This is a genomic window from Polaribacter marinivivus (assembly GCF_042651285.1).
Lineage (GTDB): Bacteria > Bacteroidota > Bacteroidia > Flavobacteriales > Flavobacteriaceae > Polaribacter > Polaribacter marinivivus.
The window spans coordinates 14,986-30,022 of sequence record NZ_JBHSCY010000002.1; the positions used below are offsets into that span (position 1 = coordinate 14,986).

Below are 15,037 nucleotides of genomic sequence, written 5' to 3' on the forward strand. Positions count from 1 at the left end.
TTTGCTGTAATTTTAATTACACTATTCAATTCAACTTTTTCTTTTTTAATAAGATGATAAAATTGCATCAATAAACGAACAAAATTTTTAACCATGGAAGAAAATCAAAATAAAGAAGGCCAATTAAATATTGAACTAGATCAAGAAGTAGCAGAAGGTACCTATTCTAACTTAGCAATTATTAATCACTCAATGTCAGAATTTATTGTTGACTTTATTAATATTATGCCTGGTGTGCCAAAAGCAAAAGTAAAATCTAGAATAATTTTAACACCACAACATGCTAAAAGGTTAACAAAAGCTTTAGCAGATAATGTTAGTAAATTCGAACAACAACATGGAGAAATTAAAGACTACGAACAACCTCCAATTCCAATGAATTTTGGGCCTACAGGTCAAGCTTAAAAAAAATAAAAAGAAAAACATTTGTTTTTCTTTTTTTTTATAAATGATTTTTTTTTATAAATAATATTAATATAAATCATAAAAAACATATATAAAAATTTATAAACTTAAATTCCCATCTTTGTATTGTTAAAATAAACAATTAGATGGAAAATACTCAAATTAAACAAAAATCAAGAAAACGTAACGAAAACGATATCGTAAAAGTTGCTGTTGCTTATGGAGATGGAATTGGTCCTGAGATTATGGATGCAACCCTTAGAATTTTAGATGCTGCTGGTGCTAATATAAAACCAGAAAGAATTGATATTGGTGAAAAAGTTTATTTGTCTGGTAACTCTGCTGGAATAGAGAAAAGTGCTTGGGAAACCATCAATCAAAATAAAATCATTTTAAAAGCTCCTATTACAACACCTCAAGGAAAAGGATACAAAAGTTTAAATGTTACTTTACGTAAGTCTTTAGGTTTATTCGCTAATGTTAGACCTGTAAGTGCATATGCTCCTTATGTAGAAACAAACTTTCCAGAAATGGATGTGGTTATTGTAAGAGAAAATGAAGAAGATTTATATGCTGGTATAGAGCATCAACAAACACAAGATGTTGTACAGTGTTTAAAGTTAATTACAAGACCTGGTTGCGAAAAAATTGTAAGATATGCTTTTGAGTATGCTAAAGCTTATGGTAGAAAAAAAGTGACGTGTATGGTTAAAGATAATATTATGAAATTAACAGATGGTTTGTTTCATAATGTCTTTAAAGAGATTGCTTTAGAGTATCCAGAAATAGAAAGTAATTCAGAAATTATAGATATTGCTTCAGCACGTTTAGCTGCTCATCCAGAGAGATATGATGTGGTTGTAACCTCTAATTTATATGGAGATATTATATCTGATATAGCAGCAGAAATCGCTGGTTCTGTGGGTATGTGTGGTTCAGCAAATATAGGTTCTAATGTAGCAATGTTTGAAGCTATACATGGTTCAGCACCAGATATTGCTGGTCAAAAAATAGCAAATCCTTCTGGTCTTTTAAATGCAGCTATTTTAATGTTATCACATTTAGGTAAAACTGAAATTGCAGATACTATTAAAAATGCTTGGTTAAAAACATTAGAAGATGGGTACCATACAGCAGATGTATATCAAGCAAATTTATCTAAAGAAAAAGTGTCTACAAGTAAGTTTGCAGATATGGTAATTAAAAACTTAGGAGAAAAACCTACAAAGCTACCATTGAGTAAACTATCTTCAGGAAAGGGAGAGATTGTAATTCCTGAATATGTTAGAAAAGAAGAGAAGCAAGAATTGGTTGGTGTGGATGTTTTTATCAATTGGAAAGGTAATAATCCAAAAATAATTGGTGATGCTTTATCAAGTTTAGATTCATTTAAAATGAAGCTTAAGATGATTACAAATAGAGGTGTAAAAGTATATCCTAATGGATTACCAGAAACCTATTGTACAGATCATTGGAGATGTAGATTTGTAGATGCTGAGTGTAAAACTGAAGGTCAAACTGTTTACAATGTTATTGAGTTTGAAAAAGTAATTGCTTTATTATCTAAACTTCATAGCGAAGGTTTTGAAGTTATTAAAACAGAAAATTTATATGAGTTTGATGGAAAGAGAGCATTCTCTTTAGGTCAAGGTGAATAAATAAATTTGAGTTAAGTTAATGTTTAAGTGGCTATAGATCTGTAGATGTATAGTCACTTATTTTTTTTACAACTTCTTTTTGTTGGTATTTAGATTGTAAAACCTGATGATCTATAAAAGAAATCATTTCTCTAAAGTATACAAACATTGGTTTCGAATTCCAAGAATGATTTCCATTTTGTATAGTATATAAATTGTAAGAAGTATTTAATTCCTTAAGCTTATTTGCTATTGCTTTAGAACCATAAAGCTGCAAATAGCCTTTTTTATTTTTTTTACAATAATGATGAGGAGCTACATTGTAGGGTACTAATTTATCTTTTGTGCCATGAAATAATAAAGTAGGGATAGCTCTTTTAGTTGAGATTTTTTCTATTGAAGTTATTGCACCAGCCATGGCTATTACTCCTGCATACTTAAATTCTTTTGCTAAGATTTTATTCTCGTAAACATAGGCTAAATTTAAAATTGCTTCTGCTCCAGCACTAGAACCAACTAATATTATCTTAGTCGTATCTATATTAAATTTTTTCTTATTATCAATTAAATATTTTGTGGCATAACTTATATCCTCAGAGGCTTTTATAAAAGCTTCTTTTTTCAAGCTAGCCTCTGTGTTACAACCAAACCCTAATTTTTTCATAGTTAATCTGTAAGAAATAGAAGCTACAGCAAACCCATTTTTTGCCATCTTTGAGCAATAATTTTTTATGTAATTTTCATCTCTTGCTCCTCCAGAAAAACCACCTCCATGAACATATAAAATTAGAGGTTTTGTGTTTTTATAATTAATAGATTGATAGAAATCTAACTGTAATTTGTTTTTGTTTTCAAAAGTATGATAAGTATAAGTTTCTTTAGTAATAGACTTAGATTTATCAATAAAATTTTGTTTTGATGCACAGCCTAAAAGAAGTAATGAAACTACTAAAGTTAAAAAGTAAAGTTTATATTTTGTAATCATATAAACTATATTAAGATTTAACTTTATCAAATAACTTTCTTAAATTATTATATAAAAATGCATTTGTTTTTACATAATAGAAAGAAATAAAACAGACGATAAATAAAAATAAAATGGCCCCTACTACAGCTTGAGTTGGATTTAGTGTTTTTCCAATAATTCTATTAAGTCCATATCCAGTAAAACTGCCATAAATTATAATAAAATGAATGACATAAATAGATAATGTTTTTTGACCAATTTTTAATACTAATGGAAATTTTAAATAGTTTTCAAAAGCATAAAAAAGAGCAAAATAGAGTAGAACATTTCCAAACCTTGTAAATAAATAATTATAACTAGCAGAATCAATAAATAATTGAATATCTGTTAGTTTAGATATTGTTGCTAATAAATAAGATGAATAAAATATTAATATAAAACCAACAATAATAAATGAAATTATGGTAATTAATTTAAAATTATTTTTACTTAAGTTTTTAAAAAACAATGTTGCCAAAAATGCTCCTAAAGAAACATAGCCAAACCATGGTATTATTCTAAAAACAGATCCATTGTTTTTAGAAATATAGTTACTAAATATTAAAGGAATATTTTCTGGATTTAGATTTCTGTATAAAGGTTCTGTTAAAAATATAAGAATTCCTAATAGTAAAGTAGATAAAGAAAAAATGGTATTTTTTTTAAAACAAATGATGTAAACCAATATCACTAAAATTAGACTTAATCCAATGCATTGTAAAACATCAACAGCTAAAAAATAAGTAGTAAACTTTCCAGAAAGCCATTTAAATATTGGAGCTCTTAATAAATAACCAACTCCTATTAAAAAAAAACCTCTAATAATTCCTTTTTTAATTCTTAGTTTTTCATTTCCTTTTTCTTTAGCTTTAAGTAAGAGATAGGTAAAAATTAATCCTGAAATTGTAAAAAAGGTAGGGGCAGTTATACCTCTAAAATAGCTCCAAATTTTAAAAGCAGTTGAGCTTACATCTCTATATTCTATAGATAAAAGTGTATCTATAAAATGCCCTTGCAACATCATTAAAATGGCAAAAGCTCTTACAATATCAATAAAATATAATCTCTCTGAATTCAAAAAACTTCTTTAAAAATTTAAAGATAGATAATTTATTGATTTTTAAAATACTTCTAGATAAATAAGTGTATTGTAATTTAAAATTTAGCAGAGTTAAGCTTTTCTAGTTTTATTTAATAAATAAAAATCAGCTAATACTAAAGCTGTCATAGCTTCCACTATAGGTACAGCTCTTGGTACAACACAAGGATCATGTCTTCCTTTACCCACAATTTCAGTTTCTTCACCTTTAGAGTTTATGGTTTGTTGATTACTCATAATTGTAGCCACAGGTTTAAAAGCTACTCTAAAATAAATATCCATACCATTAGAAATCCCTCCTTGTATACCTCCAGAAAGATTAGATTGGGTAGAACCATCTGCATTAAAAATATCATTGTGCTCGGAGCCTTTCATTCTTGCTCCACAGAAACCACTTCCAAATTCAAACCCTTTTACAGCATTTATAGATAACATTGCTTTACCAAGTTCTGCATGTAATTTATTAAAGATAGGTTCACCTAAACCAATAGGCATATTTTGTGCAATACAAGTAATAGTACCACCAATAGTATCACCAGCTTTTCTAATTTCTTTTATTTTAGAAATCATTTTTTCTGCAGAATTTTCATCTGGACAACGTACAATATTATTTTCTGTTTTTTTAAAATCTAACTCTTGATAAGGTTTATCAATAAAAATATCTCCAACAGATGAGGTAAACGCATTAATTTTTATGCTTGATACTAATTGCTTTGCTAAAGCACCAGCTACAACCCAATTTGCAGTTTCTCTTGCAGAACTTCTTCCTCCACCTCTGAAATCTCTTAGGCCATATTTCTGATCATAAGTATAATCTGCATGAGAAGGTCTATATACATCTGTATTATGATTATAGTCTTTACTTTTTTGGTTTGTATTTTTAATAATAAAACCAATAGATGTTCCTGTGGAAATACCTTCAAAAATTCCTGATAAAAATTCAACTGTATCAGGTTCTTTACGTTGAGTCACAATTTTCGACTGACCAGGTTTACGCCTATTTAATTCTTCTTGTACAGCATCTAAATCTAATTTTACTCCAGCAGGAAAACCATCAATAATACCACCAATAGCAGTTCCATGAGATTCTCCAAAAGTTGTTAATTTTAATAAATTTCCAAAAGAATTAAATGACATATGAAATACTTATAATTAAGCTAGCAAATATAAGAAACTAGCTAAAAGGAATTTGATTTTAAATTATAAAAGATGATTTCTAATTAATTTAATTTTTTAATAACTGTTGATTATTAACAAGATAGATATTTGTTAGTCTTATATTCAAAATAAGATAAAATTTCATAATTTTTTGTTTCACATAATAAAAAAGCTTTCTATATTTGCATCCGCATTCAGAGAATATCTGATGAGACTTCTGGAGAAATGGCAGAGTGGTCGAATGCGGCAGTCTTGAAAACTGTTGACTGTAACAGGTCCGGGGGTTCGAATCCCTCTTTCTCCGCCAAGATTTATTCAAAATCGACGAAAGTCCTGTAAACTCAATGTTTATGGGACTTTTTATTTTACCCAAAACATCAAAATATGTATTAAAAACCATTCTGTTGGTGACCTATTAGGTGACCTTTTTTAAACCTTAATTAGGTCACCTAATTGTTTATAACTGTTTATAAATCAGTGTAATATATCAATTAAAAGACCTTGAAATTTTGTAAATTAATGTATAATTAAAGGTCACCAGAATGAACAAAACATTTGGATTATTATTCTACTTAAAAAAGAGTAAAGTAGATGCACAGGGCAAATGCCCTATTTACCTACGTATTACCATAGATGGTAAGCGTACAGAGATAAGTACAAAACGTACCATTGAGATTGAGAAATGGAGCGTTGAAGCCAATAAAGCTATCGGAAGAACAGAAGATATACGAGAACTAAATGCCTATTTAGATTCACTTACTACAAAAGTATATCAAAGCCAAAGAGACTTAATACAAGATAATAAAGAGGTTACAACCGAAACCCTTAAAAACAAGTTTTTAGGTGTTGAGGAAAAACAAAGAACACTTATAACCATCTTTAAAAATCACAACAAGCAAGTTGAAAAGTTAGTAGGTAGAGAGTTTTCGGCAGGCACTTTAGAGCGTTATAAAACAGTATGTAAGCATCTGCAAAAGTTTATGCAACATCAGTATAAAGTAAGTGATATACCTGTAAACAGAATAGACCACAAGTATATTACAGATTTTGAGTTCTATCTAAAAACCGTTAGAAACTGCGGACATAATAGTACAATTAAGTATATCAAGAACTTTAAAAAGATAGTGCGTATAGCAATAGCAAACGATTGGATTAAAAAAGACCCATTTCTAAATTATAAAGTCCGCCTAAAAGAAGTAGAACGTCAATTCCTTTCAAAAGAAGAAATACAAAAACTAATTGAAAAAGAATTCTCAATAAAACGATTAGAACAAGTTAAAGACATATTTGTTTTTTGCTGTTTTACAGGTTTGTCATATGCAGACGTAAAAAAGCTATCAAAAAATGATATTGTTATTGGTATTGATGGAGATAGATGGATAAAAACGAAAAGAACAAAGACAAATACTCGAAGTAACATTCCGTTACTTAAAACCCCAGAAGTTATTTTAGAAAAATACAGTTCTTCTTCAAATTTTGCAAATAGTGATTACCTTTTACCTGTTTTAAGTAATCAAAAAATGAATGCCTATTTAAAAGAAATAGCAGATTTGTGTGAAATAAATAAGAATCTAACTTTTCATTTGGCACGTCATACTTTTGCTACAACTGTCACTTTAACCAATGGTGTGCCAATAGAATCTGTTAGCAAAATGTTAGGGCATAAATCTTTAAAGACTACACAACATTATGCTAAAATAATTGATAGAAAAGTTAGTGAAGATATGGCTGTTTTGAGAGCTAAATTGAATGTCAATAAAGTTGATAATAATAGAAAAGAACTTTACTTATAAAAATGTTTTTATATATTCATTATATGAAAACAACTCACATAGAAAAAATAATTGACACATATTTAAAAAAAGAGAAAACACAAAGTGCTATATTAATTAACGGTGTTTGGGGTAGTGGAAAAACGTTTTATTTAAAATCTCAATTAAAAGAGATTATTGAAAAAAACAATCTCAAAATCATGTATATCTCTTTAAACGGTATAAGCTCAATTGAAAGTTTAGAGCACAAATTATTTTTACATTTTATTCCAAAATTAGGCAAAAATCAAAATGATTTAGTTAAAAGTATCACTAATATTTCTACAAATTTAGCAAACGCAACAACTAAACTTTTTTTTAGAACAGAGGCTACAGATTTATTGAAAGGGTCAACTGTAAAATCTTTTAATTTTAAAAAGTTCTGTATATGTTTAGATGATTTGGAAAGATGTAAAATTCCTGTTGATGAGTTATTTGGTTATTTATCAGAATTTACAGAGCATAAACATACAAAATGTATAGTTCTTGCTGATGAAGAAAAGATAAAAAAACAAAAATCCAATAAAAAAATTGCTCTCAAGTATGATAAAATAAAAGAAAAAGTTATCAGCAGAGTTCTTAATTACGACCCTAAACTATCATCTATTTTTCCTAATTTAATTCAGAAATATAAATCAAAAACAGTTTTTTATAAATTTTTAGAGCAAAATAAATCATTAATAATTTCAATTTTTAAAGAACAAAAAGTTAAAAATCTTCGAAATATAATTTTCTATTTAGATATTTTAGAGGCAATACATCCAAACATAAAGATTGCTGACCAAAAATATGTTCAAGAAATTCTATTTATTACAGCTGTATTTAGTATTGAGTTTAAAAATGGAAATTTAACTTCAAAAGACAATAATGATTTTAAAGAGTTTAAAGAAATAAATAAAGATTGGTACTCAAGAATAGTATCTAATTTTTTAGGTAATAATAATGATGAACCAAGAAAAAAGTCTAGTTCAGAAATTTTTTATGAGAAATATTTAACAAAAAGGATAGATCAATATTACTTCTATCCGAGTATTTATCAATTTGTATTATCTGGTTTTCTGGATAGTAAAAAATTAAAAGAAGAATTAAAGAATAGAGAACCAGAAAAAGTATCCGAAGAAATTATTAGTTTTAGAAAATTATTAAATTATAAATTTAGAGAACTTAACGATGATGAATTTGAAAGTTCATCAAAATATGTTTTAGAAAAAGCAGAAGAAGGTTTTTACTGGATGTATGATTACAAACAAATAGCAAACTTTTACTACCACTTTATTGATAAAAAATTAATTGATATTCCAAAAAAGGATTTAGAAACAAAATTATTAAAGGGCTTAAAAATTTCTGCAAAAAGAAAAGAATTTCATTTAGCAACTTTTGAAACTTTAAAACATTTTAATACTCCAGATCCTGATACTAAAAAAATACTCAATAAAATTTTCGAGTTTCATATTAAAATACAATCAGAAAAAAATACAGAAACTTCAAAGCAAATTTCAAAATTAATTTCTAATAATGATATTGTTGAGTTGGCTGTATTATTTAGTAAGGAAAAATTTAATAAAGCATTCCTACCTCTTGTCAATGTGTCAAGTTTTATAAAAGCTATTAAAAAATCTGAAAATAAAATGATTTTCACATTGTGCGAAATATTTAAAGATAGATATGATTATAATAATGTTATCGATTTTATGAAAGGTGATTTAGATTTTTTAAATAATATTACCGAAAAAATAGAATACTACAAGTCAAACTTAAACCCTGATGAAAGAGTGAGAGTTCTTAATTTAAATGAGTTTATTGATGCTCTAAAAGAAATAATTAAAAAACTATCATTGGAAGTTAAATAATTTTTTTAATACATATAATTTTTATTAACATCAAAAGGTCATTTTATTTGCACAACCATTGCATTAATTAATTTATATCTTTGCTACAATGAAATATTTAACCTTCATATTATCGATTTATATTTTGGCTCTTAATTTAGCATCTTGCGAAGATTATACTGCGCTTGATAATAAGGTTAAAACAGAAATTTCACAAGCAACAGAAAGTGAACATCAACATCAAGATTTAGATTTATGTTCTCCTTTTTGTATTTGTCAATGTTGTCATATTAATACAATAGACTTCAAATTTGTAGATGTAAATATCATCTCATACTACATTTCTACACAAGATTTTTTCTACCAAAATGGTACAGAAAAAGACTTTACTACTTCAATTTTACAGCCACCAAGGGCATAATTCAGTTTTTTTAAAGGATAACTATATCCTATTTCGAGCCTAAAAGGTTCTTAAAATTTCGTGTAATTCTGTTTTTTACATCAGAATTGTCTCAACAAAGTTTAACTGTATTAACACATTTTCTATGATTAATAAAATCATTGATTTTTCAATCAATAACAAATTTATTATTGGTTTGCTTACGCTTACCATTATTGGATCAGGTATTTGGAGTATAACCCAAGTACCAATAGATGCTGTTCCAGACATTACCAATAACCAAGTACAGGTTATTACACAAGCACCAAATTTAGGAACAGAGGATATTGAACAATTTGTAACCTACCCTGTGGAAGTTGCAATGAGCAACCTGCCTGATGTAAAGGAAATTAGGTCAATCTCTCGTTTTGGCTTATCGGTTGTTACCATCGTATTCGACGATGATATGGGAACCTATCTACCTCGTCAATTAGTAGCCGAAAAACTAAACGAAGTCAAAGAACAAATTCCAGCTGGTTTTGGAGAACCTACTATGGGACCTATTTCCACAGGATTAGGGGAAATTTATCAATACACCTTAAAAGTAGCACCAGAGTATAAAGACAAATACGACATTGCAGATTTACGCTCAATGCAGGATTGGATTGTACAACGTCAAATGGCAATGGTAGAAGGTGTGGTTGAGGTTAACGCCATAGGCGGTAAAATTAAACAATACGAAGTCGCGGTTGACCCAAACGATTTAAACGCAATTGGATTGACCATTACAGATGTCTTTAATGCACTTGAAGCCAATAATCAAAATACAGGTGGTGCATATATTGAAAAGAACCATCAGGCTAATTTTATTCGTGGAGAAGGCTTGGTACGGAGTTTAGAAGACATTAAAAAAATTACGGTAAAAACCGTTAATAATATTCCTGTAACTATTAATGATATTGCAACTGTGCAATTCGGTTCTGCCATACGTTACGGTGCATTAACCCAAGATGGTGAAGGTGAAGTTGTAGGTGGATTGGTGATGATGCTAAAAGGTGCAAATTCCAATGATGTTATTGCCAATGTAAAAGAGCGAATGACTCAAATTGAAAAGTCATTACCTGAAGGTGTAATTATTGAACCCTTATTAGACCGAAGTAAATTAATTGGAGAAACAACTTCTACTGTAACCACAAATCTTATTGAAGGTGCATTGATAGTTATTTTTGTGCTTATCTTCTTATTGGGTAATTGGCGAGGTGGTTTAATCGTTGCTTCAACAATACCATTATCCTTATTATTCGCTTTTATTTTAATGAACGTGTTCGATGTTTGGGTAAACTTAATGAGTTTGGGAGCAATAGATTTCGGTATTATAGTTGATGGCGCTGTAATTATTGTAGAAAGTACAGTATTTCTCATTGCATCACAAGTACTAAAAAAGAAACAGCTTACATCCAAAGAGCGAGATAAAGTGGCGTCTAATGCTTCAAAAAAGATGATGAACGCTGCGTTTTTCGGTCAGTTGATTATCCTTATCGTTTTTCTACCCATTTTAGCCTTACAAGGTATTGAAGGAAAGATGTTTAAACCAATGGCATTGACCTTTATTTTTGCTATGATTGGTGCAATGGTACTGTGTTTAACCTATGTGCCAATGATGTCTGCTTTAGTGTTAAGAGCACCAAAAAATGATAAAAAATCTTATGGAGATAGATTTGTACATTGGGTTGAAGACAAATATCAACCTATATTGGTTAGAGCCTTGCGAAAAGGTAAATGGGTAATTGGTATTGCAGTTGTGTTGTTTGGGATAACCGTTTTTATGTTTTCAAGAATGGGTGGTGAATTTATCCCGCAACTCGATGAAGGTGATATTGCATTTCACGCTATTTTAAAACCAGGTAGTTCCCTTACTGAAACCATTGAAACTACCACTAAAATAGAGCAAATAGTAAAAGCAAAATTTCCAGAAGTAGAAAAAATTGTTAGTCGTATTGGTGTTGCCGAAGTGCCTACAGACCCAATGCCGATGGATTTTGCGGATATTTTTGTAATCCTAAAACCTAAAAGCGAATGGACAACAGTGTCTTCAAAAGATGAACTCATTGAAGAAATAAAAGAGGCAGTCGAAATTATTCCTGGCGTTAATTATGAGTTTACCCAACCTATTGAAATGCGTTTTAACGAGTTGCTTGAAGGTATTAGAGAAGATATTGCTGTTAAACTTTATGGCGAAGATATAAACATCCTCGCTCAAAAAGCAGAGGAAATATCAAAAATTATTGCAGGTACTGAAGGTATAGGTGATATGCGAGCAGAAGCTACGAAAGGATTGCCACAAATGACCATTACTTACAATAGAAATAAATTGGCACAATACGGACTTCAAATAAACACGTTAAATCAAATTGTGCAATCAGCTTTTGCAGGAGGAGTAGCAGGTACTATATTTGAAGGAGAAAAGCGATTTGATTTGGTGGTTAGGTTAAGTTCTCATAATCGTAAAGACATAACAGATGTGCAAAATTTGTTTATCAACTTACCTTCTGGTGCACAGATTCCACTTCGCGAAGTAGCTGATGTAAGTTACAAAGCAGGACCAATGCAAATAAGTAGAGACAATACCAACAGAAGAACCTATGTAGGTATCAATGTCAGAGGTCGAGATGTAAAATCGTTGGTAACTGAAATAAAATCAAAATTAGATGCACAATTGGAACTACCATCGGGTTATTTTATTCGCTATGGTGGTGCATTTGAAAATCTGGAACGTGCCAGCAACCGATTACAAACCGTTGTTCCTATCGCCTTATTACTCATATTTATACTAATATACTTTGCATTAAAATCACTACCTCAAACCTTAATGATTTATATAGCCATCCCAATGGCAACCATTGGTGGTGTAGTAGCCTTATGGTTGCGTGATATGCCATTTAGTATTTCGGCAGGTGTTGGTTTTATTGTGTTGTTTGGTGTTGCGGTATTAAATGGATTGGTAATGATAAGCGGACTCAACGAATTAAAAGAAGAAGGTGTAACCAATCTAAAGGATAGAATAGTTGAAGGTACTAAACGAAGAATCAGACCTATTATGCTAACTGCTTTTACAGATGTATTAGGCTTTCTACCAATGGCTATTTCATCATCAGCTGGTGCAGAAGTACAGCGTCCTTTGGCAACTGTAGTTATTGGTGGATTATTAACTTCAACTTTGCTTACCTTATTTGTTTTACCAATTTTATATCATTGGGTAGAAAACAAATCTTTTACGTTTAAGCCAAATAAAAAGTTAGTAACAGCAACAGCAGTTGTATTATTACTATTTGGCTTTTCACCACAAAGTAATGCACAAGAGTTGAATGATACAATTCCCGAAATTTCATTACAGGAAGCTGTTAAACTCGCAAAAAGTAATTATCCATTATTGAAGCAAAAGCAGTTGGAAATTACAAAACAAGAACAATTAAAAGCGACTGCCTATGATTTCGGAACGACTCAAATTTTTACAGGTGGAGAAGAAGTTAATAGTGACAATGGTATTTATACAACCATAGGTATTGGTCAATCTAATATTGATGTGTTTGGTATTGGTTCAAAAAGGAAGTTACAAGAACAACGCATTCAGTTAGCACAAAAAGCCTTTCAACTTTCCGAATTGGAACTGGAATTGGAAGTAAAAAAAGCGTGGTCTAAATGCTATCAAATGAAACGGAACTATAACTTGTATAAAGAACTGGATTCCATTTATTCCAAATTTGAACAAGCAGTAGCTTTAAATTATGAAGTCGAAGCCATTTCTAAATTAGAATATTCAGCAGCAAAAAATCAAGCGTTTCAAATTCAGAATAAAAAAGCGCAAGCCTATAGTAATTATCTTATTGCCTTACAACAATTCAATTTGTGGTTGGTATCAGAAGAAGTTTTTACAGTTTCAGATGAGTTTGACGTAGTGATGGAGAATGATATGGAAACGTTCAGTATTGAAAATCATCCATTGTACAGTATGTCGCAGAACATTGTAGATGAAGCAGAAGCCAAATATAAAGCTGCAAAGGCAGATAATTTACCGAAGTTCAATCTTCAAGGTGGCTTACAGCGTGTCAATGGCAATTCAGGATTTTACACCTATCAAGCAGGAATTTCAATTCCGTTTTTATCAGGTTCTAACAAAGCACAAGTTAGAAGTGCCAGAATTGATAAAGAAATAGCAGAAACCAACGTAGCGTTCAAAAAACAGGAAGTACAATCAAGGTTTGTTCAGGCTAAAGAAAATTATTTCAAATGGAAAACGTCTTGGGAATTTTACAAAGACCAAGTTTTACCATTAACAAAAGAGCAAAAAACAGGTGCATTACTGGCATATAGAGAAGGCGAAATTGATTATACTGCATTTACGCAGTTGATAAAAGAAGCAATTCAATCGGAACTTGAAGCACAGACTGCATTAGTAAACTATTTAGAAAGCACATTTCAATTACAATATTTTAATCAATAAGACAATGAAAAATAAAATATATAAAATTCTTACCGTAATGGTGTTAACCATTTTTGTTTCAGCTTGCGGAAATAAAGAAAATCATAACGAGAATGATGGTCATTCCCACGATAAGGAAGAAAAAACAGAAGTTAATGAAGAACATAATGAAAGCGAAGAAGTAATGCTTTCACAACAGCAATTCGATGCTTTAAAAATGAAAATAGATACGTTGGCATTACGTAATATGAGCGGCTATGTAGAAGCAAACGGAACGTTAGAAGTACCACCACAAAACGAAGCAGCTATTACTACTGTTGTTGGTGCAAATGTCGTTTCAATTGAAGTGATTGAAGGTGATAAGGTTAATAAAGGTCAAGTTGTGGCTTATCTATCGCACCCAAATATCATACAAGCGCAAACGGATTATTTAAACGCTTATAGCAATAGCGAGCTTGCAAAGAAAAATTATGAACGTCAACAAAAATTATACGATGCTGGTGTTGGTTCTGGTGCTAATTTCCAGAAAGCAGAAGCAGAATATCAAGCATCAAAAGCAATGGTTAATGGTTTAGAAGCGCAATTAAGAATATTGAACGTCAATACAACTTCTGTTCGTAATGGCACAATTTCACAACGCATAGCATTGCGAAGTCCAATAGAGGGTTTCGTACAAAAAGTTGAAGTAAAAACAGGACAATATGTAGAACCGCAAACCGAATTATTTGAAATTGTAAATACGCATCACGTTCACGCCGATTTAATGGTCTTTGAAAAAGATGTCCATAAAGTACAGAAGGGTCAAAGAGTAAACTTTACGGTACAATCTATACCAGATACAGAACTTACCGCAGAAATCTATTCCGTAAGCATAACCTTTGAGGACAACCCAAAAGCAGTCCACGTTCAGGCAGAAATAGAAAACAAAAAAGGTAACTTAATTCCTGGTATGTATATTCAAGGTAAAATTCAAGTAGATAATACCCAAGCAAAAGCATTACCGGAAAGTGCCATTTTTAAAGAAGGAGATAAACATTATATATTTTCAGGAGAAAAAGAAAATGATGATTGGAGCTTTAAACCTGTTGAAGTGATTGTTGGAGAAAAAGATGGCAAATGGGTAGCAATTAAATTTACTGAAGAAATAGATGAAAACACAAAATTCGCTTATAACAATGCTTATTATCTTATGGCAGAAATGAAAAAAGGAGAAGCGGAAGACCACGATTAATT

At 30.2% G+C, this 15,037-nt stretch carries 10 protein-coding genes and 1 tRNA gene; 8 read left to right on the forward strand and 3 right to left on the reverse strand.

Going from position 1 to position 15,037, the window contains the following annotated elements; translation table 11 throughout:
* Nucleotides 1-93: 93 nt before the first annotated feature.
* Together ACFOWD_RS08125 and ACFOWD_RS08130 are read left to right on the forward strand one after the other, a co-directional pair.
* A complete protein-coding gene (locus ACFOWD_RS08125; RefSeq protein WP_377409644.1) occupies nucleotides 94-405 on the forward strand; it encodes a DUF3467 domain-containing protein in 312 nt (103 codons plus the stop codon).
* A gap of 146 nt (nucleotides 406-551) precedes the next feature.
* Nucleotides 552-2,063, forward strand: coding sequence for an NADP-dependent isocitrate dehydrogenase (locus ACFOWD_RS08130; RefSeq protein WP_377409646.1), 1,512 nt, complete (start codon nucleotides 552-554; stop codon nucleotides 2,061-2,063).
* A 31-nt stretch (nucleotides 2,064-2,094) separates the two neighbouring features.
* On the opposite strand, the gene ACFOWD_RS08135 is transcribed toward ACFOWD_RS08130, so the two are convergent.
* The 3 genes from ACFOWD_RS08135 to aroC all read right to left on the reverse strand — a co-directional run bounded on the left by ACFOWD_RS08135 (nucleotide 2,095) and on the right by aroC (nucleotide 5,284).
* Entirely contained in the window at nucleotides 2,095-3,027 is a 933-nt protein-coding gene (locus ACFOWD_RS08135; RefSeq protein WP_377409648.1) for a carboxylesterase family protein, read from the reverse strand.
* Nucleotides 3,028-3,037: 10 nt separating this feature from the next.
* Nucleotides 3,038-4,126: a heparan-alpha-glucosaminide N-acetyltransferase domain-containing protein gene (locus ACFOWD_RS08140; RefSeq protein WP_377409650.1), complete on the reverse strand. Its 1,089-nt coding sequence runs from the start codon at nucleotides 4,124-4,126 to the stop codon at nucleotides 3,038-3,040.
* A 93-nt stretch (nucleotides 4,127-4,219) separates the two neighbouring features.
* Entirely contained in the window at nucleotides 4,220-5,284 is a 1,065-nt protein-coding gene (gene aroC, locus ACFOWD_RS08145) for a chorismate synthase (protein ID WP_377409652.1), read from the reverse strand.
* 240 nt (nucleotides 5,285-5,524) lie between these two features.
* On the opposite strand from aroC, the gene ACFOWD_RS08150 reads away from it, so the two are divergent.
* From ACFOWD_RS08150 to ACFOWD_RS08175, 6 genes are all read left to right on the forward strand, one after another.
* Nucleotides 5,525-5,612, forward strand: a tRNA-Ser gene (locus ACFOWD_RS08150).
* Between the two features lie 235 nt (nucleotides 5,613-5,847).
* The gene (locus ACFOWD_RS08155; protein WP_377409654.1) at nucleotides 5,848-7,098 is read left to right on the forward strand and encodes a site-specific integrase; all 1,251 of its coding nucleotides are present in this window, start codon (nucleotides 5,848-5,850) and stop codon (nucleotides 7,096-7,098) included.
* Between the two features lie 23 nt (nucleotides 7,099-7,121).
* On the forward strand, nucleotides 7,122-8,966 hold the full coding sequence (locus ACFOWD_RS08160; protein WP_377409656.1) for a P-loop NTPase fold protein: 1,845 nt from the start codon (nucleotides 7,122-7,124) through the stop codon (nucleotides 8,964-8,966).
* Between the two features lie 88 nt (nucleotides 8,967-9,054).
* The gene (locus tag ACFOWD_RS08165) at nucleotides 9,055-9,366 is read left to right on the forward strand and encodes a DUF6660 family protein (protein WP_377409658.1); all 312 of its coding nucleotides are present in this window, start codon (nucleotides 9,055-9,057) and stop codon (nucleotides 9,364-9,366) included.
* 124 nt (nucleotides 9,367-9,490) lie between these two features.
* Nucleotides 9,491-13,825, forward strand: a complete 4,335-nt coding sequence (locus ACFOWD_RS08170) for a CusA/CzcA family heavy metal efflux RND transporter (protein WP_377409660.1) — start codon at nucleotides 9,491-9,493, stop codon at nucleotides 13,823-13,825.
* A 4-nt stretch (nucleotides 13,826-13,829) separates the two neighbouring features.
* The gene (locus tag ACFOWD_RS08175) at nucleotides 13,830-15,035 is read left to right on the forward strand and encodes an efflux RND transporter periplasmic adaptor subunit (RefSeq protein WP_377409662.1); all 1,206 of its coding nucleotides are present in this window, start codon (nucleotides 13,830-13,832) and stop codon (nucleotides 15,033-15,035) included.
* Nucleotides 15,036-15,037 lie beyond the last annotated feature (2 nt).